A 21,884-nucleotide genomic window follows, 5' to 3' on the forward strand; every position below is an offset into this window, starting at 1 on the left:
ATGAGAATAGGGCATGGATTTGATGTACATAAATTTGGTAATGTAGGTCCAATCACTCTTGGTGGGGTAAAAATTCCTTATCAATATGGGTTGATTGCTCACTCTGATGGTGATGTAGTGCTGCATGCGATTACCGATGCATTGATCGGGGCATTAGCATTGGGGGACATTGGTAAGCTATTCCCGGATACTGATCCTAAATATAAAGGTATTGATAGTCGGCTGTTGTTAAAGCAAGCCTACAGCATTATTCTAGCCAAAGGTTATGAGTTGGCTAATCTGGATGCTACGATTATTGCACAAGAGCCAAAGATGCGCCCCCATGTTGATCAAATGCGGGTTAATATAGCAGAAGATCTTAATGTTCATTTTGATAAAATTAGTATAAAAGCGACTACCACTGAGCAATTAGGTTTTACTGGACGCAAAGAAGGGATCGCTTGTGAAGCAGTAGTGTTGTTAACACGTAAAGGTTAACCGATATATTAAAATCTAACTAAATATAAACGATAGGCAAAGCAGTGTTAGCAAATGTAAATTATTTATATGGAAAGCCAGCCACCATCGGGCAATATAAACAGCAATATACCGATTTTGTGGTTAAAGAAGATCTAGGTTTTGAGTTGACTGGTGACGGTGAGCATATTTTTGTCTATATACAAAAGTGTGACTGTAATACCGTTTATGTGGCGGAGCAGTTGGCTAAATATGTTGGGATTTCGCCGCGGTTGGTTAGTTATGCCGGCTTAAAGGACCGCCAGGCGGTGACACAACAATGGTTTAGTTTACATATGCCCGGTCAAGCTACACCTGACTTTGCCGAATTTCATGTAAATGGTTGCCAAATATTGCAGGTGACTCGACATAATAAAAAATTGAAAATTGGCGCCTTAAAAGGTAACTATTTTAATATAATTCTCAGAGAATTATCCGCGAAAACCGAGCTTGATGCTAAACTAACGCTAATTGGTCAACATGGTGTACCCAATTATTTTGGTGAACAACGGTTTGGTCGTGACGGCAATAATCTTACCCAAGCTTTAAAATGGGCTAATGGTGAGATTAAAGTTAAAGATAGGCATAAACGTAGCTTTTATTTATCGGCTGCTCGCAGTGCCATTTTTAATGATATAGTAAGCAAACGCATTGAACAAAATCTACACCAACAAGTGCTAGTCGGTGATATTTTGCAATTAGTGCAGCGAGGGAGTTGGTTTGTAGCGCCAATAACTGAACTTGATGAGTTACAACAGCGATTACAGCAAGGTGAACTTAATATTACCGCGCCAATGGTTGGTGATTCGCCACTTGGTACTGAAGCTGCGGCTCTTGGGTTTGAACAAAAGTGTTTACACAATTGGTCTGAATTTAATGCGTTGTTTAAGCAAGAACGGTTGGCAACTACCAGACGATCATTGTTATTACGCCCTCAGCAGCTAATTTGGCAGTGGTTGGATGATAGTAGTATTGATATTAGCTTTTATTTACCAGCAGGCAGTTATGCTACTAGTGTAATACGTGAATTGATAATAGGGAATGAGTAAGGGAAATGCTAACTCCAAAAATGCAGTCTTTAATTACATTATTGCGCCAGCAAGGAATCAAAGATGAACGGGTGTTAACGGCGATTGCTTCAATCCCGCGTGAACTTTTTATTGACGAAGCACTTTCTCATCAAGCTTATAATAATCGTTCGTTGCCGATTGGTAGTGGGCAAACTATTTCGCAACCTTACATGGTGGCTAGAATGACCGAATTATTGCATTTAGAGCCTGATTCTAAAGTGTTGGAAATCGGTACTGGATCTGGCTATCAAACCGCGATTTTGGCTAAGTTAGTTAATTATGTTTGTTCGGTAGAAAGGATCAAGAGTTTACAGTGGAATACTAAACGACGTTTGAAGCAACTTGATCTGCATAATATTGCAACTCGTCATGGTAATGGATGGTTAGGTTGGCCGGAAAGGGCACCATTTGATGGCATTATTGTAACGGCGGCTGCGTCAGAAGTACCACAGAGTTTACTTGAACAATTGGCTGATAAAGGTCGCTTAGTGATTCCGGTTGGCGAAAATACTCAAGTTTTACAATTAATAGAACGTGATGGTGATCACTTTATCACGCAAGAAATGGAAGAAGTTAAATTTGTGCCATTAGTTAAAGGTGATATTGAGTAGTATGATACTAGTGTGGCTAGCCGTCAATTTAGCTAGCCACACTATTGTTGATTTATGTCGGTAAATATAGATTATAAAAATAGCTAATAATTATTTATTGACTATTTTATACTTAAACATATACCACTCCTGAAACATCTTTCCAACAGAATAATGATTTATGATTTACCTTCTGATTGTTTCCATTCACAGATCCCATAAATAGCATTAAACAGGTAGATTAGGTATTGCGTTGCAATAATAAGGTTATCGGTATAAATATTTAGTCCAATAACCAGCACGTTTAAAATCACCCACAAATACCAATTAAATGAGTACCGTAGCATTAATAATAGTTGCGCCACCACACCTAAGCCAAAAATAAAGCAGTTAGCAATTAGTTGATAAATAGTATTGTCAACGCCAATGGCATTGGTTAGATAAATATTAAAAAATACTGCGCAGATTAGGAAGACTATAGTGTATAAAAATGCCTGTTCATTCAGGGCGCGAACTTTGACACTTTTATTATCATCTTGGTTTTGATGCCAGGTGATGATCCCATAAATGTGGGAACAAAAATAGTAGAAAGTGGGTAGGCTGGCACCAATATTGCCACCTAAAAAATTGGCAATACATTCTCCGGTTACAGCAACCATGCCTAGTAGGTTACCGCTATTTTTGCGCTTAGCTAGTAGAATCACACAAAGCAAACCACAAAATGCCCCAAAATAGGACACCGCGTAGCGCAGATTCAACGCAGTAAACGGATCCGTGTACAAAAAGGCTAAAGTAACGCAGACAATACAAAACAGTGGATAAAATTTGTTACGACCGATTAGGATGATACCTGCGATTAGTTTATCCATAGCTACTATTCCTCATGATTAATAAGTTGGTTAACCAAATCGATACAACGTAAATAACGTTGTTCATAATCTGGCGAATCGATTTGAATGTAGTTAATATTATTTTTTTGCAATAGTGAAATAAGTAATTGTTGAAAGTCTTTACGTTGCTTTGGATTACCTAAATGGCGTAAACCATCGGCTACCCATGGAGTGTTATTGCCAAGTAAAATCACCAGATCAAAGCGATAGTTATTAATCATTGCTTGTAAAAATGGGTGTTCTTTGCCTTCATATTTTTTACAAAATGCTTGGGTAGTTACAAAGTCGGTGTCAATAAAGGAAACCTTATTGGCATGTTTGATCGCAAAATCGATATATTGCGCGTGCCCTAAGGCGATTTTATCGTAATCAGCAAATTGTAATGCACGTTCATCACCGCCAAGATGGGAAAATACATAATCACGACCATATTCCCAAGCACTGGTGGTATTGAATACATTAGCCAATTTATTGACTAAGGTCGATTTACCACTAGACTCTCCACCCAAAATAGCCACAGTACGTACAAAAAACGGTCTGACTTCAGTAGGAATATATTGCCAGTTTTTAAGCGGGGCTTTACGGATTTGGCTACCACTCACTGGCATAAATTGCCGACTCGGATCGATTAAAACTGTTTCTAGAGCGAATAAATCTTTATACATGTTCACGTCTTGAGGTTCGCTAGAATAAATCCAATTAGGTTGGATACCTTTATGTTGAAATAGTTTTTTTACTCGTTCACTCCATTCTTGCCAACCATTAGGGTAGGCAGGAATACCATCCTCTTCCAATAATTCGATATGAATATTTTTTTGATATTTAAACGTCTGTAATAACCAACGAATGCGATCATTAATAGTTGGTTGCCGTGACATGGCGCTTTGTTCAAATAATTGCATATCGCGCTTAGTGTCAGAACATAGAATTATGAATAGTTCATCAACTTGACTAATAGCACGTTGAATTAGGTAGATATGCCCGGTATGTAAAGGATAGAATTTACCAAAAATTACACCTATTTTTTTACTATGATCCACTGCTTCAATTTGTAAATATTGATGTAATGATTGTAATTTCTGGGCACTTGGATTTTTTATTTTATCGTTAATCAATTGACTTAAATAACCTTTAGTCATTTGGCAAGCATCGGCAACGGTTTGTAAGGATAAGTTTTTGCGTTTAATTGTTTTTTTTAAATAACTAAAGCTATTCATAGTGACTCCTTAGTTTTTTGTTTCATATATTTAACTTAATATATATTATATTTAATTTCTGTTCAATATATTAAACGTAAATTAATGTGTTACTAGTTAAACTATTTAATATAATGTAAATTAAAACTAACATGAGCCCTTAACATCAGGATTGATAAGTCCACTTGATTAAGGTGCGCTGAGTGTTATTTTATGGATATGATTGGAATTAAAATTAGATTAATAAAAGGATAAACAATGAAACTTCAAAAGTTAGCGCTTTTAGTTGCCCTTGTTTCGGGTTCTGCCTTTGCCAATAATAATGTCACCTTAGACAAAGTGACTTTGTTTTTAAAAGGTGCGGAATTACAAGGGCAAGCCGAGGTTACGCTTGCCAAGGGTGAAAGTGAAATTGTATTAACGGGTATAGCTAATGGTGTAAACCCTGATTCTATTACAGTCGGCTTTGGGACTGATAATAACGTAAAGATTTTATCGACTAGTTTGCAAAATGATACTGAAGCAAATAAGCCCGAAAATAGTGATCTGCAGCCGTTATTAACCCAACTTAAACAATTACAACAAAAGTACACCTCCATTAATATTCAATATCAAGCTGCTTCGGAAACAGTGGTACTGTTGCAAGGCAATCGATTAGAAGGCTTAATTAAAACTACAGATATGCAAAATGCTGTAAATTTCATTAAAACCAATTTAGTTAGCGCGTTAAATGAGCAATATACATTACAAACTGAGTTAGATAACTTAAAACAGCAAATCGATGATTGCCAGCAAAAAATAGATCAGCAACAAACTGCTACTCATAGTTTAAATAATGCAATTACAGTAAAAGTGTATGCCGATAACGACATAACCTTGCCTGTAGTGGTTTCTTATGTGATCACGGATGCTGGTTGGCAACCGAGTTATGATGTGCGCGTGACTGATATTAATTCGCCGCTACAATTAACTTATAAAGCTAATGTTTATCAGAAAAGTGGCATAGATTGGCAAAATGTTAATTTTAGTTTGTCTACAGCCAATCCAAGTGAAGGTATTACTGCACCAATATTATCACCATGGCATATTGATATGTACACCAGTGGGAAAAGTAGTTTCTTTTTTTCTAAGAGTGAAAAAGACTATGATGGCATAAGTGCTAAAATATCTAAATCGGTAAACCCGGCTAGTAATACATGGATTAATGCTAGCGGTATTGATACTCGATTTGAGGTTAAGTTGCCTTATACCATCAAGACTCATACTCAAGACAATGTATTAATCCTACAAGACCAACAAGTTGAAGCTAAATACCATTATATTTCTACTCCAAAACTGGATAGTAATGTGTATTTACAAGCGCAAATTACTGATTGGGATAAACTGAGTTTATTACCAGGTAAATCAACGGTATTTTTTAATGGTAATTATATTGGTGAAAGTTATATTACTACTAACGGTGTAAAAGATACTCTTAATCTATCATTAGGGCGAGATAAAAATATTTTTATTACTCGTAAACGTAACCTTAATGAGACTTCAAAACCTACCTTCTTTGGCGATGATATTTCACAAAAATATGCTTATACCATTGATGTTAAAAATAGCAAATCATTACCAATAGATCTTGTTATTTATGATCAGTTACCAGTGATCCACAATAAAGCTATAACCCTTGAAGATGCTAAATATGATGGCGCCGATTTCAATAAAGAAACAGGATTATTAACCTGGAAACTGTCACTACAACCAAGTGAAGTCAAAAATCTTAATTTGCGTTTTAAGTTAACTTATCCTAAAGATGAAGAGAATTACATAATAGGTTTATAGGTAAAACTTTAACCTAAAACTCTGCATATTATCCAGATGGTCAAATCATTAGTTTAGACTAAATGATTTGGCATTTGGATTTTATCATTCAGCCTACGCCTTAAATAACTTTAAGTTATTTAACCCGCTACAATTACTTATACTTATTGTGGTGTTTCCAGTCCTTAACTGAGACTATATAACTTTAAATAACACTGAATATATTAAACCAAAATTAATGTGTTTTTATTGAGACTATTTAATATAATGAAAATCAACATGGACTTTTTACATAAGTGATTAGAGGTGACTTAGTTCGCTTGAACTGAGTAAATATTTTATGCTTATGGTTGGAGTCATAGTTATACTAATAAAAGGATAAAACAATGAAAATGCAAAAATTAGCACTATTAATCGCCTTTATTTCGAGCTCGGCTTTAGCCAATAATAATGTCACTTTGAATAAAGTGACTTTGTTTTTAAATGGGGCTGAATTACAAGGACAAGCCAAGGTTACTTTGACCAAAGGAGAGAGTGAAATTGTATTAACGGGTATTGCTGATAATGTTAATCCGAATTCTATTGCTGTCGGCTTTGGGGCTGATAGCAATGTGAAGATTTTATCAACAAGTTTGCAGAATAATACTGAAGCAGATAAGCCTGACAATAGTGATCTTCAGCCGTTATTAACGCAATTAAAACAAATACAAGAAAAGTACGCCACAACTAATATTCAATATCAAGTAGCTTCGGAAACAGTGGCTATGTTGCAAGGCAATCGTTTAGACGGCTTAATTAAAACCACAGATATGCAAGATGTTGTAGAGTTTACTAAAACTAATTTAGTTAACGCTTTGAATGAACAATATGCGTTGCAAAAAGAGTTAGATAGCCTAAAAAAGAAGCTTAATGATTGCCAACAAAAAATAGATCAGCAACAGGCGGCAACACATAGTTTGAATAATGCTATTGCAGTAAAAGTGCTTGCCGATAAAGATGTGACAGTACCTGTAATGGTTTCTTATGTGATCACTGAAGCTGGTTGGCAACCAGTTTATGATGTGCGGGTAGCTGATATTAATTCACCAGTGCAATTAGCTTATAAAGCTAATGTTTACCAACAAAGTGGCATCGATTGGCAAAATGTTGATTTTAGTTTGTCTACCGCTAATCCAAGTGAAGGCATTACCGCACCTATCTTTACGGCTCCATGGCATATTGATTTGTATAATGCCGAAAAATATCGTTTTGCACCTCAAAAAAATAAACAAGGCCAAATGTTTGATGTTGGTATGAGTAGTGAAGATTTTGCTGATGCAAAATTGGGACAATCGGCAATTACAATAATTCCTCAATTACCAAAAAATAATGTGTTGATCAATAATAGTGGTATTGATACTCATTTTGATGTTAAGTTACCTTTTACTATTAAATCTGGTAGTAAAGATAATGTATTAATCCTACAAGAAAAACCGGTTGAGGCTAAATACCGTTATATTTCAACTCCTAAACTCGATAGCAATGTGTACTTGCAAGCACAAATTGCTGATTGGGATAAACTTAACTTGTTACCCGGTAAAGCAACGGTATTTTTTAATGGTAATTATATAGGTGAAAGTTTTATAACCACTAAGGATGTGCAAGATACGCTGAAACTATCATTAGGTCGAGACAAAAATATTTTAATCTCGCGTAAACGTAATATCAAAGAAACCTCCAAGCCTTCATTCCTTGGTAATGATATTTCACAAAAATATGCTTATACCATCGATGTTAAAAATACTAAACAGTTGCCAATCGACATTGCTATTTATGATCAGTTACCGGTGATTTTAAATAAAGCGATAACTCTTGAAGATACTAAATATGATGGGGCTGATTTAAATAAAGAAACTGGATTATTAATCTGGACGCTGGCATTACAGCCGAGTGAAGCTAAAAATCTTAATCTCAGTTTTAAGGTGTCTTATCCTAAAGACAAAGTTGACGAAGTTATTGGTTTATAGACACAATTAATAGAAAGAAAATCGCATGTTATCCGAATGGCTAAATCAGTTTAAAAAAGATAGTCAAGTAAGTTTGCTAGATATTCATTTAGCCAACTTTTTAACTAATAAGGCAAAGTTTACCGATGTGATCATCGCTAAACGATTTGGCTTTATAGTGTTATCGTTGAGTATGGAAGTTAGAGAAGGGCATGTGTGTTTGGATCTTACTCGCTTAAATCCAACTAATATTGAATCTTCAGTTTACTTAGATTTATTGTCACCAACTGAAAATGATTGGTTAATTGCGTTAGCACAAGCTAAAAATCAGCAAGTGGTGAGTGATGGCAGTGAATTAGCGCCACTGATTTTTACCCAAGATAAGCTGTATTTTCAGCGGATGTGGTTAGATGAACAGAAAGTTGCCAACTATTTTAATCACACAATGTTGGATGAGCCTACAGTTGAGCAAGCTGATCTAAAACAGATCCTCGAGCAACTGTTTACTAATAATGACAATGATATTGATTGGCAAAAGGTAGCCGTGGCGGTTGCTTTGACACGAAAAGTTGCCATTATTTCCGGTGGCCCCGGTACCGGGAAAACCACCACCGTTGCAAAGATTTTAGCTGGAATCCGTTTAACTAGTCCTAAGGCGAGAATTGTAACGGCTGCTCCAACCGGCAAAGCTGCTTCTAGGTTAACAGAGTCCTTAAGCCGAGCGATTGAACAGCTAGGGTTAGCACCACTAAACATTAAAGCCGAAGCCGTTACTTTACACCGATTATTGGGAGCAAAAGCTGATAACCGTGCTTTCAGTTATAATAAAAATAATCAGTTGCATGTGGATGTGTTAGTGATTGATGAAGCTTCCATGGTTGATTTAAATATGATGGCTCGAGTTATTGAGGCTTTACCTCCATCAGCGAGACTAATTTTGTTAGGCGATAAAGATCAACTTTCATCAGTTGAAGCCGGCGCTGTATTTGGTGATTTATGTGCTTTTATTGCCAGTGGTTATAGTAAAAGTAGGGCTGATGAATTAAGCTACTTAACTGGTTGTCAAATTCCGGTACAGCTACAAGTTGTAACTATTACTGATAGTATTTGTTTACTACAAAAAAGTTATCGTTTTAACGAATCATCTGGTATTGGCTTATTAGCTAATGCGGTTAAAGAAGGGCATTATTCGACAGTCAATAAGCTACTTACTGATACAACTCTTACTGATGTTCAATTCCATCCATTAGTAACACAGCAGACTTATCAAGAGGTATTGGAACAATGTGTCGATCACTATAAGCACTATTTAACTATCATAAAACAACAGCACACGGCTGATATAGGGACGATTTTAACTGCTTTTGCTCAATACCGTTTATTGTGTGCTGTACGCGATGGCAGGTTTGGCGTTGAAGGTTTAAATCAACAAATTGAAGCGTTATTAGCTAAACATAAATTGATTCGTCTTAAGAACCAAGAGGCTTGGTATATTGGCAGGCCAATTATGATTTTACGTAATAGTACAGCTCTGGGTCTATATAATGGTGATATAGGGATCACCCTAGCGGCTGAACATGATAGTTCAAAACTACGGGTTTATTTCCCATTTGCTGATAGTTCGATTAAGGGGTTTTCACCATTTAGATTACCTGAACATGAAACCGCTTATGCTATGACCATCCACAAATCACAAGGTTCTGAGTTTGATTATGTTAATATTATTTTACCTAGCGATTATTCGCCGTTATTAAATCGTTCTTTACTTTATACTGCCATCACTCGAGCTAAAAAAAGTGTCTCAATTTATGCAACTGAGTTCGTTTTATCCCAAGCAATTAAATCACAAACAGAGCGCCATAGTGGATTAGTTAATTTATTGCAACATAATTAATTTAGTTGGTGGGTTAGTTAGTAATGTTGTTGAAGTTTATAAGATGTTATTAAGGGGATCTAAAACAGGGCTATATAGCCCTGTAATTTCAACTTATTGTTTGATATTAGTGAATAATCTTCGCTAAGAAGTCTTTAGCACGATCTGATTGTGGGTTAGTGAAGAATTGTTCTTTTGATGTATCCTCAATAATTTCACCTGCATCCATAAAGATCACTCGATGTGCCACTTTGCGTGCAAAGCCCATTTCGTGAGTCACTACCATCATGGTCATGCCTTCATAAGCCAGTTCTACCATAACATCTAATACTTCATTAACCATTTCCGGATCCAGCGCAGAGGTTGGTTCATCAAATAACATGACAATCGGATCCATACATAGTGCTCGTGCAATAGCCACACGTTGTTGTTGACCACCAGAAAGCTGGGCAGGATATTTGTCGGCATGAGCCAATAATCCTACTCGTTCTAGTAGATTAAGCGCTTTTTCACGAGCTTCGTCGTCAGAGCGCCCTAATACTTTGATTTGCGCCAAAGTTAGGTTTTTTAAAATAGTTAAATGTGGAAACAATTCAAAATGTTGGAAAACCATGCCTACTTTGGAACGTAATTTGGCTAAATTAGTTGCTTTGCTAGTTATTTCGGTGCCATCAATAGTAATTTTTCCTTTTTGAACTGGCTCCAAACCATTAACAGTTTTGATTAGTGTCGATTTTCCCGAACCTGAAGGTCCACAAACTACTACAACCTCACCCTTACCAACTCTTGTTGAGCAGTTTTTTAATACTTGAAATTGTCCATACCATTTTGATACATTTTCTAAGGAGATCATCTATTTATCCCTTTCTTGAAATAATTAACTAAACGTGAAGCAGTAAAACAAATTATAAAATAACTTGCTGCTGCAAAAATAATCATTGAATATTTAACCGTGCCGCCTTGTACATTCCCAATTTGAGTGACACTGGCACCAAATAGGTCGATTAAGCTCATTACATATACTAACGAGGTATCCTGGAATAGGATGATACCCTGAGTTAATAATAATGGCACCATTGATCTAAATGCTTGCGGTAAAATAATTAAGCGCATAGTTTGGCTTTTGGTCATGCCTAATGCATAAGCAGCATGGTATTGACCTTTGGCCACAGCATTAATACCAGCGCGGATGATTTCTGAGTAATAGGCCGCTTCAAACAGCGCAAACGCAATCATCGCCGAAACTATACGCACATCGGCATAAGGGGGAAGATTAAATAAATACTTAATAACTTGCGGTAATGCCAAATAGAACCATAACAATACCAGTAATAATGGAATGGAACGGAACAAGTTAACATAACATTTAGCAAAAACATTAAGAAGTTTATTATTTGATAAGCGCATTAATGCCAGTACTGTACCCCAAATAATCCCAAAAATTACAGCATTTAAGGTGATTTTTGTGGTTAGCCATAATCCGCTTAATAATAAATGATAATTTTCTGATACCAATGAAGGTATATTTGCAATCCAATCAATTAACTGCATTTTATCCTCCATGACTCATATTAGGTAAGCGAGTATGTTTTTCGACCACACGCATAATAAATAACACCGCATAGTTAATTAGCATAAATGCGATAGTAACTCCACATAAAATTTCCACAATACTATTTGTAGATTCATTAATACGATCAATTTGCCCAATTAAATCGATTAAACCAATGGTGGAAGCCACCGATGAGTTTTTAATAATATTGGTCATTTCTGACGTCAATGGTGGAATTATACGCCTGTAAGCGTTAGGCAATAATATGTATTGGTAAGTTTGCCGATTGGTTAAACCAAGAGCCACTCCTGCATATTTTTGCCCTTTTGGTAGTGTTTGGATACCGGTTCTAACTTGTTCAGCAATACGTGCAGAGGTAAATAACCCTAAAGCAAGTGCCGCTGTGATGAACGAACTTACGTTAGGTGATAATCCGGATATAAACCAGGTTTTTAAGCTGCCAGTTAATAATTCCGGTAACAACATGTACCACAAAAACATTTGCACTAATAAAGGAATATTCCTAAATAGCTGAATATAGCTAGCGGCAAAGTTTTGTAACAACTTGCTGTCTAAAGTTCTGCAAATCCCTACTAGTGATCCTAGTATAAAGGCGATGATCCATGCTGTAACCGCCAAAGAAGCTGTTACCAAAACACCGTCTAATAACCAGTTTAGGTAAATTCCATCACCGTAGGGGGTAGAATCAAAAAATAATGTCCAATTAAAACTCATAATATATTTTTATTTTATTAAATTAGATTATGTACTAAATACTACAAAATACTTAGCACATAAGATTAGAAAGATAAGAAAAAGTATTAATCTAATGCTTTATCATTAGGACTTGCAAAAAGCTCAACCATCTTAGGCGAAATTTCTAGTGCCATATTTGCACCTTTTGGTGGTACTGGTTGAGTAAACCATTTGTTATATGATTGCAATGCTTTTCCTGATTTTTGAGCCTCGGCAATAGTTTTGTCCATTAATTGTTTAAATTGAACATCATCTTTTCTTACCATACAGCCATAAGCTTCGTAAGAAAGAGGTTCACCAACAATTTTCCAAGCTGCCGGATCAATTGCGCGCGAACGTTCACCTGCAAGTAAAGCATCATCCATTAAAAACGCAACCGCACGGCCAGTTTCTAAAGCATTAAACGCATCACCATGATCTTTAGGAGTAATAATACGGATACCTAGATTTTCTTTACTATTGATTTGATTTAAACGAATTTCAGAAGTAGTTCCTGCTGTTGTTACTACATTTTTCCCTTTAAGATCTTCAATACTATTGATATTGCTGTCCGCTTTAACTAAAAAGCGCGTACCAACAATGAAAATACTATCAGAAAAACCAACTGTTTTTTGGCGTTCTAAATTATTAGTAGTAGAACCACATTCGAAATCATAGGTATAGTTATTCAATAATTGAATACGAGTTTTTGAGGTAACTGGTAAATATTTTACTTTAAGATTAGGTAAATTTAATTCTTTTTTAACGGCATCAACAATTAAATTAGAATAATCTTGTGAGTAACCAATTACTTCTTGATTATCACCATAATAAGAAAATGGAATAGAAGATTCACGATGACCAACAACAATTACACCACTTTCTTTGATTTTGGCTAATGTACCACTTAGTTCTTCTGCAACCGCTGAACCAGTCATTAGGCCTAACATTGCAAATGATAATACTAATTTGGTTAATTTTGTCTTTTTGTTCATACTGATCTCCTACTGTTTAATTTGTATCATATTAAATTTATTTAATATTTTTACAAAGGGGGTATATTATAACTTATTTTTCTGCATAAAAGTACTTTTTACTGTTTATTTATATATCATTAGAGTCTAGTGAATCCATGATATCATATGGTTTAGCATAAGATTGGAGACACCCATTTAGTTGGTAACTAAATATATTTAAGCAATAATTATGCCAGTATCATTGATTATTTAGTTTTTTTAAAGCAAAGCAGAACAAACAGTAATAGTAGTAGCACGAAATAAGGGATATTGCCCCATTTAGCATAAGGCGTCAAACCTGTTGTTGGGGAAAGTGTTTTCGTTAACACTGCAGTTTGAAATTGTGGAAGTTGTTGAATAATATTGCCATGATGATCAATGATAGCAGTAATGCCATTATTGGTACTACGGATCAAAGGACGACCAAATTCTATCGCTCTAGCTTGAGCCATTTGTAAGTGTTGCCAAGGACCAATACTGTCACCAAACCAAGCATCATTGGATACGGTGAGTAAAAAATCAGTATCAGGGGTGAAGTTATTCCATACTAAATTCGATAAAATCACTTCATAACAAATAGCGGTAGTGAATTTAAATCCCTTAATAGTTAGTGGTGGCTGTTTTTCATCGCCAGCTTTCATTGACGACATAGGGATATCAAGAAGTGCCGCAATTGGTTCAAGCACCGATTCTAATGGCGTGAATTCCCCAAATGGAACTAAATGATGTTTTTGATAACGATTCTTGGTTGGGTATTGATAAGGCGTTTCTTCGCCTAATACTAACAGTGTATTGTATACGCTGCCATTTGTTAAAAAATTCTCAGCTGGACGATAGTCAATAATCCCTACGGCAATTTGGCTATCATTAGCTCGCGCTTCATTATCTAAATACTGTAAAAAAGGTTGTTGATTTATTTCTTGATCGGTAATGCTGGCTTCAGACCAGATGATAATTTTATCCTTACTAAAGTTGCCTTCGGTAAGTTGAGCATAAGTATTTAGCGTATTATTTAATTGTTCACTATTCCAACGTAATGATTGGCTGATATTTCCTTGAATTAAGGAAAAATTAGCTGAGCGTTGAGTATCAACTGTGGTCCAATTAATATTTTTGAATGAAAATGGTGCAATTACGATCAGAAATAGTGCAATAATAGCACCAAAAATGTGCTTCCTTGGGGTTGTTTGTTTTAGATGGTATAGGCTGTAAACGGCTAATCCACAAACAATGGTAGTGAGTAAATTGACCCCATCAATGCCTACAATTGGAAAATAAGCGCATAATGAGCTATCGAGTTGACTATAGCCTAATTGTAACCAAGCAAAGCCAGTTAGAATGTAACCGCGTAAAAACTCGGTTAATTGCCAGACAATTGGTGCCGCCAGTACTAACTGCTTAAAGGAAAATTTGGGTGCAAAGCGATCGATTAGTCTAAGTAAAAAGCTAAATAGCATTGGGTATAATGCCATATAAACAACTAATAAGCCTAAAATTATTATGGCAACAGCGGTAGGTAGTTCACCATATTGTTTAATGCTGATATAAACCCAATGGATACCTGTGGCAAAGTAACCAATTCCCCAACTAAGGCCTATAAACAAGGCTTGTTTTTTTGATTTATCCGCAATTAGCCATTGTAGCGCGGCAAATGAGATAAATGACAACGGCCAAATATGAAATGGAGCATAACAAAAAACAGCAATGCCACCAGCGATTAAACTTAATATTACATTTTTAAACATTATCAGCTAACTCTAAATTAGGTACGCTTGCCCCTTCAGGAATAGTTACATGTAGTTGAATGATTCGTCGGCGATCGGCAATAATTACTTTAAAAGTATAACCATCAATGGTGATGCTTTCCCCTCGTACTGGTAAACGGCCAAAGTGTTGCATCACCAGTCCACCAATGGTATCCATCTCATCATCACTAAAGTTAGTACCAAAAATTTCATTAAAGTCTTCGACGGGGGTTAGTGCACGGACTGAATAAACGGTTTGCGACAATCGGCGAATATCGCGATCTTCAACTTCGTCATATTCATCTTCTATATCACCAACAATAAGTTCTAAAATATCTTCAATGGTAACTAAACCAGATACTCCACCAAATTCGTCAATAGCAATTGCCATGTGATAACGTTGTAAACGGAATTCTTTTAACATGTGATCGACACGTTTACTTTCAGGCACGACTACGGTTGGGCGTAAGATTTTTTTGAGATCAAAATTATCCATTCCTTGGCGAATAAAAATAAGTAGATCTTTAGCTAACAAGATACCTTCAATGTGGTCGCGATTTTCACTAATGACGGGGTAACGGGAATGACCATGTTCAGAAATAATATCTAAACATTCATCGAGAGTGTAATTATCTTTGATGGTAACAATTTGAGAACGAGGGATCATAATATCACGAACACGTTGCTCCGCGATTTCCATTACACCTTCAATCATGTTTAGAGTATCAGGATCAATTAAGTCATTTTCTTCCGCTTCACGGATAACTTCGATCAATTCTTCTTTGTCTTTGGGTTCCGAATTAAATAATTGCTCTAACCATAATGCGAAGCCTTTTTTGGGTCTCCGGTGATTATCATCACTCATTTGCTCTCATCCTTTCTTGTTGTTAATTTATTTATACTTCTTTATAACTCTTCCATTATTTTTTATGGTTAATCTTACCACAAGCATAAATAATGTAATCGATACTTTTGTTAGTCAATCGCTTGATAAGGATCTGCAAATCCTAATTGCTGCATAATGTCTATTTCGATATTTTCCATTTCTTCCGCTTCTTCGTCAAGAATATGATCGTATCCGAGTAGATGCAAACAACCGTGAACGATCATATGTGCCCAATGTGAAGTTAATGGTTTCTGCTGCTCTTTGGCTTCGGCTTCAACGATTTGCTTACAAATAATTAGATCTCCTAACAATGGTACTTCGATTTCAATCGGTGATTCAAAAGGAAACGATAGCACATTGGTAGGTTTGTCTTTATGTCGATAGGTATTATTTAATTGTTGACTTTCAGCGGCATCGACAATGCGGATAGTGATTTCAGCTTTATCCATAAATTGTGGCAAAATCACCTCCAACCACTGCATAATTTGTGGTTCAGTTGGTAGGTTTTCATGGTCGCTGGTAGCTATTTGTAAATCTAAAATAATTTCGCTCATGGTAGGTGACTCGCTATTTATTCACGATGATAAGGATGATTGGTGGTTAAGCTCCATGCTCGGTACAGGCTTTCCGCAACAATAATCCGTACTAAAGGGTGGGGCAAAGTTAATGGTGAAAGCGACCAACTTTGCTCGGCGCTAGCTTTACAAGTGGGGGCAAGTCCTTCCGGACCTCCAATCAACAAACTTACATCACGACCATCGGTCTTCCAGCGTTCGAGTTGTTCAGCTAAATCATGGGTAGTATAGGGCTTGCCGGGAATATCCAGGGTGACTATGCAGTTGCTTTTACCGCAAGCTGCTAGCATTAATTCGCCTTCTTTATCTAGAATTCGTGGGATATCTGCATTTTTCGTGCGTTTACCCGCGGGGATTTCAGTTAACTCTAACGGCATATCTTTAGGGAAACGCATGCGGTAATCGTCAAAAGCGGTGGTTACCCAGTTTGGCATTTTGGTGCCAACAGCGATAAGCTGTATCTTCACTTAATTAACTCCACAGTTTTTCAAGTTCGTAAAGTTGACGGCTTTCTGCTTGCATGATGTGTACAATAACTGAATCCATATCAACCACGACCCAATCAGCATCATTTTGCCCTTCACTGCCTAATACTAAGTGCCCTTGTTTTTTAGCTTCATCCAATAAGTGGCTGGCAATTGAGGATACATGGCGATTAGATGTGCCAGTGCAAATTATCATATAATCGGTAATACTGGATTTGCCCCGAACATCAAGAGTGACAATATCTGTACCTTTTAAATCATCAATTTTATCGCAAATAAAATCTTGTAACGACTGCTGCAAAATAATCTCTCTATCACTAATAATAAAGCACTAGTATAACATGTTTCCAAAATCTCGACTATGCTAACCGTAGACCGGTAATTAATCATAAAGATGTTTCAGGAGTGCTATACGTTTAAGTATAAATAAAGTCACAGTTATAACGAAATAATTCGATCAAACAATGGATTATTAGTTAAACGGTGAGTAACCATAAGCAGTGTTTTTCCGGTACAAGATTGTTTAATCAATTGGATGATTTGTTGTTCAGTTTGCTGATCAAGGCTTTCGGTTGGTTCATCCATAAGTATTAATGGTGAGTTATGTAGTAAAGCTCTGGCAATACCAATGCGACGAATTTCGCCTCCAGAGAGTTGGCGTCCACCTTGACCGAGAGGTAAATCCAATCCTTCAGGTGTAGTTAATAATTTGTCCAATTCTACTTGATGTAAAACGTCGATTAATTGCTGGTCGCTAGCTTGTTGATTACCGATGTGTAAATTTTGTCGTAAACTAGCACTAAATATGGTGATAATTTGTGGTACTACAGCGATGGCTTGGCGTAAGGTTGCTTCGTCAAGTTGATTTATTGGGGTATCATTAAGATAAATATTGCCGGAATTGGGTTCCCAAGCACGATTAATCAAGCTTAATAAAGTCGATTTGCCACAACCAGTTTTACCAATTATGCCAAGATGTTCACCAGAAGCAATGGTTAACGAAAAATCGGTAATTATGGCGAATGGTTGATTAGGGTAACTGAAATTAACTTGTTCAAATTGCAATTTAGCTGAGCTTAAATCAATAGTTGGGCCTTGAGCCACAAATTTTATATCCGGTTTTTGATTGAAGATAGTCGTGATTCGTGTTGCCGAAGTTAACACTTGTCCTAAAAAAATAAACGCGCCAGGCAAAGGGGCTAAAATTTCAGCGCTAGCCAAGCAAACAAACACAAATAACGCCACTATAGGTGATAAGGTATACTGGGTAATCAACCACAAAACCAATAATGTTAAAAAGCCAACAATTAAAACCACTAATGCACTCGATAACGCTATTAATGTTGATTGTCGTTGTTGATTATGTAACCACTTACTTTCAAGTTCATCCAATTTGCTGCGATAACGTGATTGTGCGGTAAACAAAGTTAGTTCGGCCTGACCTTGAAGATAGTTGATTAATTGCAGACGATATTCACTTTGTTGTTGAGCCAACGTAATACCTAACTGTTTGCCGGTTTGATAAAAAATAATCGGTACCGCTAGTAAACTAATGGTGAGCACAATGGTGATAATTAAAGCTACAGGTAAATTAATATTACTTAAACCGATAAATAGCAGCATGATTATGATTAATGCTGTCACAATTGGTGAAAATAGCTTTAAATACAGGTGATCTAAAGCATCAATATCAACAATAAAGCGGTTAAGTAGATCGGCGCGTTGATATTGAGACAATTGCTTGGCACTAAGTGGCAAAATTTTTCTAAATGCTAAAGTTCTCAAGTAAGCAAGAATTTTAAAAGTGGCATCGTGATCGACTAATCGTTCTAAATAACGTGCTGCGGTGCGAGTAATCGCGGCACCACGAACGCCAGCCGCGGGTAACATGTAATTAAATGTAAATAATCCAGCCACGCCAACAAAAGCAGTAGAAGCCAAGAACCAACCAGATAATGATAATAGAAATAAACTGGCAAAAAGGGTAAGCATCGATAAAGATAAACCAAGTACAATCTGCCAAAAATAGTGCTTATACAGCGCAATATAAGGTCGCAATATTGTTAGCATGAAACCTCCTTGACGTTACGATGTAGTTTACCTTTAGCCAGTTGCCACACTTGATCAAATTGCTGCATATTATCAACTTGATGCGTGATAGTAATGCTATTTTCGGCAATATGATATTGCTCAATATTTTCGATGGTTTGTTTATCTAAGCTGGCAGTTGGTTCATCAAGAATTAATAATTGGCAAGATTTTAACATGGCCCGAGCTAAAGCTACGCGTTGTGCTTGCCCAACAGATAATCGTACGGCATCTTCACCTACTTGAGTATCAAGACCTTGCGGTAATTTAGCAATTACTTCGGTTAATTGTGCTTTAGCTATCACCGACCAAAGTTCGTCATTAGTGGCATTAGGCTTACCTAATAATATATTTTCCCGAATTGAACTGTTAATAAGATATGGTGTTTGTCCAATCCAACTGATTTGTTGTTGCCAATAAGTAAGATCTAATTGATTAAATTCAACACCATTGATTTTGAGTGATCCTTGATAGGGTAAAAAACCTAGTAACACATTCATTAATGAGGTTTTACCTTCACCACTAGTACCAATAAGTGCTAATTGGAACGGGGCTTCTAAAGTAAAAGATAAAGGACCGACTATAGGTTGTTGTTCAATCGACAACACCATTAAATCTTGAGCCTCAATAGTTTGTAAAGGAGTGCTAAGTTGGCAACCAGTACTAGCTTGTTCTATCTTCGGGAATGGTGATTGTTTATTTAAAAAAGCTTCAATGTTATCGGCGGCGGCAATGGCTTCGGCTTTAGCGTGGTAGTAGGTGCCTAAATCACGTAATGGTTGAAAAAATTCTGGTGCTAATATTAAGGCAAAAAAACCAGCAAAAAGGGTAACTATGCCGTTATAAGATCCAAAATGAAATTCACCTAAATATGAGAATCCAAAGTACACCGCAACCACGGCGATGGAAATTGAAGTAAAAAATTCCAATACCGCCGAAGACAAAAATGCCATTCGTAAGACTTGCATGGTTTTAATACGAAAATCTTCTGATGCTTGTTGGATTTCTTGTGCTTGTTGTTCACCTTGATCAAATAAGCGGATGGTATTGAGTCCTTTTAAGCGGTCCAAAAAATGACCACTTAAATAAGCCAGTGCTTTAAAATGACGACGATTAATATCAGCCGCCCCCATACCGACTAAAATCATAAAAATAGGAATTAGCGGAGCAGTGCAGAGCAAAATTAATGCAGCGGTCCAGTTAAATGGTAAAATCGCTATACAGATTAAAATCGGCACCATACTAGCCAAGCGCATTTGTGGTAGATAGTGAGCATAAAAATTTTGTAAATTATCAACTTGCTCAATTAGCAAGGTGCTCCATGCACCGATCGTGCTTTGATTTAAAGCCGACGGCCCCAAGAATTCCAATTGATTAATTAATTGATGACGAATTTGCTGACGGACTTTATTACCCATAGCAAAGTTAATTTTTTCACGTATGTAAATTAAGCCAGCCCGAGCTATTAATACCGCAATTAATCCTAAGAAGTAAGCAACAACATCAGTAAAATTTTGCTGTTCAATGATTAATTCTTGCAAAATTATAGCCAATAATGCAGCTTGTAAGATTACTAAAATGGTCAAGGCAAAGCCTGTTAAAGTAGAAATCCGCAAATCAGTTTTATATAATTTTGCGTATTGCTTTAACCAACCAAGTAAATAGGTTTGCCGATTTTTATCTAATGACATGGATATATTGGCTACTTATTTTAGATTGTCCAAATAATGTTCAGCATCCAATGCCGCCATACAGCCGGTACCTGCAGAGGTAATTGCCTGTCGATAAACATGATCCATAACATCTCCTGCAGCAAAAATACCTTCAATACTGGTTTGGGTAGCATTACCTTGAGTGCCAGATTGTACTTTGATATAACCACTATTTAATTCTAGTTGGCCATCAAAAATAGCTGTGTTAGGTTTATGACCAATAGCAATAAATACGCCTAACACACCAATTTCTTCGGTGATATTTGGATCTTGAGTACTGCGTAGTCGAACGCCGGTAACGCCCATGTTGTCACCTAGTACTTCGTCAACGATGCGGTGGGTGTGCAGAATCACTTTACCTTGCGCGACTTTTTCTGCTAATCGATCCATTAGTATTTTTTCTGCCCTAAAGCCATCGCGGCGATGGATTAGATGCACTTCACTAGCAATATTGGCTAAATAAAGCGTTTCTTCAACCGCAGTATTACCACCACCAACAACGGCTACTTTTTGGTTACGGTAAAAAAATCCATCACAAGTAGCACACGCCGAAACTCCTTTACTTTTGAATGCTTGTTCCGAAGGTAAACCCAGATATTGAGCCGAAGCGCCAGTAGCAATGATTAAGGCATCGCAACTATATTCAGTTTCACTGCCATAGAGCTTAAATGGTTTTTGGTTGAAATCAACACGATCAATTTGATCTAAAATAATTTCAGTATTAAATCTTTCAGCATGCTCTTTCATTTTGATCATCAGTTCGGGACCAGTTAAGTCCGGCGCACCCGCTGGCCAATTTTCTAGATCTGTGGTAGTGGTAAGTTGCCCACCTTCCTGCAAACCGGTAATAAGTACTGGTGAAAGGTTAGCTCGTGCTGCATAAACGGCTGCGGTATAACCGGCCGGACCAGAACCGAGTATCATTAAACGTGCATGTTTGCTTTTCATAATTAAATCCTTGTTTGTTTTTACAGACTGCTAGCTATCGAGTAATTTTTTATAACTCGATAACTTGTTGCCGAAAAACAATTTTTAAATCAATATTAATCAAAATTGCTAATTTTATTTTACTTAAGTCTAACATTATCGATCTTAATCGTGCAAAAGAATTGATTATTGTAGTAATAGGTAAGTACGATAATAATTTTTTATAAGGTTTTTGTTGTTTATCTTTTTATTTTC

20 protein-coding genes are annotated in these 21,884 nt (G+C 36.4%); 6 read left to right on the plus strand and 14 right to left on the minus strand.

Going from position 1 to position 21,884, the window contains the following annotated elements; all coding sequences use genetic code 11:
* From ispF to A9G12_RS06070, 3 genes are read left to right on the plus strand one after another with little or no spacing between them, the layout of a single operon-like run.
* A complete protein-coding gene (gene ispF, locus A9G12_RS06060) occupies window positions 1-477 on the plus strand; it encodes a 2-C-methyl-D-erythritol 2,4-cyclodiphosphate synthase (protein WP_065564961.1) in 477 nt (158 codons plus the stop codon).
* Window positions 478-521: 44 nt separating this feature from the next.
* Window positions 522-1,544, plus strand: a complete 1,023-nt coding sequence (gene truD, locus A9G12_RS06065) for a tRNA pseudouridine(13) synthase TruD (protein WP_065564962.1) — start codon at window positions 522-524, stop codon at window positions 1,542-1,544.
* A 5-nt stretch (window positions 1,545-1,549) separates the two neighbouring features.
* Window positions 1,550-2,176: a protein-L-isoaspartate(D-aspartate) O-methyltransferase gene (locus tag A9G12_RS06070; RefSeq protein ID WP_065564963.1), complete on the plus strand. Its 627-nt coding sequence runs from the start codon at window positions 1,550-1,552 to the stop codon at window positions 2,174-2,176.
* Between the two features lie 158 nt (window positions 2,177-2,334).
* Here A9G12_RS06070 and pnuC read toward each other — a convergent pair whose 3' ends face one another.
* Window positions 2,335-3,024: a nicotinamide riboside transporter PnuC gene (pnuC, locus tag A9G12_RS06075; protein ID WP_065564964.1), complete on the minus strand. Its 690-nt coding sequence runs from the start codon at window positions 3,022-3,024 to the stop codon at window positions 2,335-2,337.
* 5 nt (window positions 3,025-3,029) lie between these two features.
* On the minus strand, window positions 3,030-4,262 hold the full coding sequence (nadR, locus tag A9G12_RS06080) for a multifunctional transcriptional regulator/nicotinamide-nucleotide adenylyltransferase/ribosylnicotinamide kinase NadR (RefSeq protein ID WP_065564965.1): 1,233 nt from the start codon (window positions 4,260-4,262) through the stop codon (window positions 3,030-3,032).
* A 237-nt stretch (window positions 4,263-4,499) separates the two neighbouring features.
* Here nadR and A9G12_RS06085 point away from each other — a divergent pair, with 237 nt between their 5' ends.
* From A9G12_RS06085 to recD, 3 genes are all read left to right on the plus strand, one after another.
* On the plus strand, window positions 4,500-6,071 hold the full coding sequence (locus tag A9G12_RS06085; protein WP_065564966.1) for a DUF4139 domain-containing protein: 1,572 nt from the start codon (window positions 4,500-4,502) through the stop codon (window positions 6,069-6,071).
* A 365-nt stretch (window positions 6,072-6,436) separates the two neighbouring features.
* Window positions 6,437-8,056, plus strand: a complete 1,620-nt coding sequence (locus tag A9G12_RS06090; protein ID WP_065564967.1) for a DUF4139 domain-containing protein — start codon at window positions 6,437-6,439, stop codon at window positions 8,054-8,056.
* 25 nt (window positions 8,057-8,081) lie between these two features.
* Entirely contained in the window at window positions 8,082-9,929 is a 1,848-nt protein-coding gene (gene recD / locus A9G12_RS06095) for an exodeoxyribonuclease V subunit alpha (protein ID WP_065564968.1), read from the plus strand.
* Between the two features lie 106 nt (window positions 9,930-10,035).
* Here the strand turns inward: recD and A9G12_RS06100 are convergent, their stop codons facing one another.
* The 12 genes from A9G12_RS06100 to trxB all read right to left on the minus strand — a co-directional run bounded on the left by A9G12_RS06100 (window position 10,036) and on the right by trxB (window position 21,653).
* A complete protein-coding gene (locus tag A9G12_RS06100) occupies window positions 10,036-10,761 on the minus strand; it encodes an amino acid ABC transporter ATP-binding protein (protein ID WP_065564969.1) in 726 nt (241 codons plus the stop codon).
* Window positions 10,758-11,459, minus strand: a complete 702-nt coding sequence (locus A9G12_RS06105) for an ABC transporter permease subunit (RefSeq protein ID WP_065564970.1) — start codon at window positions 11,457-11,459, stop codon at window positions 10,758-10,760. The genes A9G12_RS06100 and A9G12_RS06105 overlap by 4 nt, the downstream gene beginning before the upstream one ends.
* Window position 11,460: 1 nt before the next feature.
* A complete protein-coding gene (locus A9G12_RS06110; RefSeq protein ID WP_065556630.1) occupies window positions 11,461-12,195 on the minus strand; it encodes an amino acid ABC transporter permease in 735 nt (244 codons plus the stop codon).
* Between the two features lie 86 nt (window positions 12,196-12,281).
* Complete coding sequence (locus tag A9G12_RS06115; RefSeq protein WP_065564971.1) at window positions 12,282-13,190, minus strand: glutamate/aspartate ABC transporter substrate-binding protein; 909 nt, start codon at window positions 13,188-13,190, stop codon at window positions 12,282-12,284.
* Window positions 13,191-13,417: 227 nt separating this feature from the next.
* Window positions 13,418-14,956 carry an apolipoprotein N-acyltransferase gene (gene lnt, locus A9G12_RS06120; RefSeq protein ID WP_065564972.1) on the minus strand — a complete coding sequence of 513 codons (1,539 nt, stop codon included), beginning with the start codon at window positions 14,954-14,956 and terminating at the stop codon, window positions 13,418-13,420.
* Entirely contained in the window at window positions 14,949-15,821 is an 873-nt protein-coding gene (corC, locus tag A9G12_RS06125) for a CNNM family magnesium/cobalt transport protein CorC (RefSeq protein ID WP_065564973.1), read from the minus strand. The genes lnt and corC overlap by 8 nt, the downstream gene beginning before the upstream one ends.
* 110 nt (window positions 15,822-15,931) lie before the next feature.
* Window positions 15,932-16,396: an rRNA maturation RNase YbeY gene (gene ybeY, locus A9G12_RS06130; protein ID WP_065564974.1), complete on the minus strand. Its 465-nt coding sequence runs from the start codon at window positions 16,394-16,396 to the stop codon at window positions 15,932-15,934.
* 17 nt (window positions 16,397-16,413) lie between these two features.
* The gene (gene rlmH / locus A9G12_RS06135; protein WP_065564975.1) at window positions 16,414-16,884 is read right to left on the minus strand and encodes a 23S rRNA (pseudouridine(1915)-N(3))-methyltransferase RlmH; all 471 of its coding nucleotides are present in this window, start codon (window positions 16,882-16,884) and stop codon (window positions 16,414-16,416) included.
* A 4-nt stretch (window positions 16,885-16,888) separates the two neighbouring features.
* Window positions 16,889-17,206: a ribosome silencing factor gene (gene rsfS, locus A9G12_RS06140; RefSeq protein ID WP_065564976.1), complete on the minus strand. Its 318-nt coding sequence runs from the start codon at window positions 17,204-17,206 to the stop codon at window positions 16,889-16,891.
* 134 nt (window positions 17,207-17,340) lie between these two features.
* Window positions 17,341-18,972 carry a heme ABC transporter ATP-binding protein/permease CydC gene (gene cydC / locus A9G12_RS06145; RefSeq protein WP_065564977.1) on the minus strand — a complete coding sequence of 544 codons (1,632 nt, stop codon included), beginning with the start codon at window positions 18,970-18,972 and terminating at the stop codon, window positions 17,341-17,343.
* On the minus strand, window positions 18,966-20,681 hold the full coding sequence (cydD, locus tag A9G12_RS06150) for a heme ABC transporter permease/ATP-binding protein CydD (RefSeq protein ID WP_065564978.1): 1,716 nt from the start codon (window positions 20,679-20,681) through the stop codon (window positions 18,966-18,968). The genes cydC and cydD overlap by 7 nt, the downstream gene beginning before the upstream one ends.
* Window positions 20,682-20,696: 15 nt before the next feature.
* Window positions 20,697-21,653 carry a thioredoxin-disulfide reductase gene (trxB, locus tag A9G12_RS06155; RefSeq protein WP_141674114.1) on the minus strand — a complete coding sequence of 319 codons (957 nt, stop codon included), beginning with the start codon at window positions 21,651-21,653 and terminating at the stop codon, window positions 20,697-20,699.
* Window positions 21,654-21,884: the final 231 nt, after the last annotated feature.

The organism is Gilliamella sp. wkB112, from assembly GCF_001690685.1.
Taxonomy (GTDB): Bacteria; Pseudomonadota; Gammaproteobacteria; order Enterobacterales; family Orbaceae; genus Gilliamella; species Gilliamella apicola_J.

What these genes read in the sequence shown, in the direction of transcription:
- ispF (WP_065564961.1), top strand. Translation starts at nt 1, where the DNA reads ATGAGAATAGGGCATGGATTTGATGTACATAAATTTGGTAATGTAGGT.
- A9G12_RS06070 (WP_065564963.1), top strand. Translation starts at nt 1,550, where the DNA reads ATGCTAACTCCAAAAATGCAGTCTTTAATTACATTATTGCGCCAGCAA.
- pnuC (WP_065564964.1), bottom strand. Translation starts at nt 3,024, where the DNA reads ATGGATAAACTAATCGCAGGTATCATCCTAATCGGTCGTAACAAATTT.
- nadR (WP_065564965.1), bottom strand. Translation starts at nt 4,262, where the DNA reads ATGAATAGCTTTAGTTATTTAAAAAAAACAATTAAACGCAAAAACTTA.
- A9G12_RS06085 (WP_065564966.1), top strand. Translation starts at nt 4,500, where the DNA reads ATGAAACTTCAAAAGTTAGCGCTTTTAGTTGCCCTTGTTTCGGGTTCT.
- A9G12_RS06090 (WP_065564967.1), top strand. Translation starts at nt 6,437, where the DNA reads ATGAAAATGCAAAAATTAGCACTATTAATCGCCTTTATTTCGAGCTCG.
- recD (WP_065564968.1), top strand. Translation starts at nt 8,082, where the DNA reads ATGTTATCCGAATGGCTAAATCAGTTTAAAAAAGATAGTCAAGTAAGT.
- A9G12_RS06100 (WP_065564969.1), bottom strand. Translation starts at nt 10,761, where the DNA reads ATGATCTCCTTAGAAAATGTATCAAAATGGTATGGACAATTTCAAGTA.
- A9G12_RS06105 (WP_065564970.1), bottom strand. Translation starts at nt 11,459, where the DNA reads ATGCAGTTAATTGATTGGATTGCAAATATACCTTCATTGGTATCAGAA.
- A9G12_RS06110 (WP_065556630.1), bottom strand. Translation starts at nt 12,195, where the DNA reads ATGAGTTTTAATTGGACATTATTTTTTGATTCTACCCCCTACGGTGAT.
- A9G12_RS06115 (WP_065564971.1), bottom strand. Translation starts at nt 13,190, where the DNA reads ATGAACAAAAAGACAAAATTAACCAAATTAGTATTATCATTTGCAATG.
- lnt (WP_065564972.1), bottom strand. Translation starts at nt 14,956, where the DNA reads ATGTTTAAAAATGTAATATTAAGTTTAATCGCTGGTGGCATTGCTGTT.
- corC (WP_065564973.1), bottom strand. Translation starts at nt 15,821, where the DNA reads ATGAGTGATGATAATCACCGGAGACCCAAAAAAGGCTTCGCATTATGG.
- ybeY (WP_065564974.1), bottom strand. Translation starts at nt 16,396, where the DNA reads ATGAGCGAAATTATTTTAGATTTACAAATAGCTACCAGCGACCATGAA.
- cydC (WP_065564977.1), bottom strand. Translation starts at nt 18,972, where the DNA reads ATGCTAACAATATTGCGACCTTATATTGCGCTGTATAAGCACTATTTT.
- cydD (WP_065564978.1), bottom strand. Translation starts at nt 20,681, where the DNA reads ATGTCATTAGATAAAAATCGGCAAACCTATTTACTTGGTTGGTTAAAG.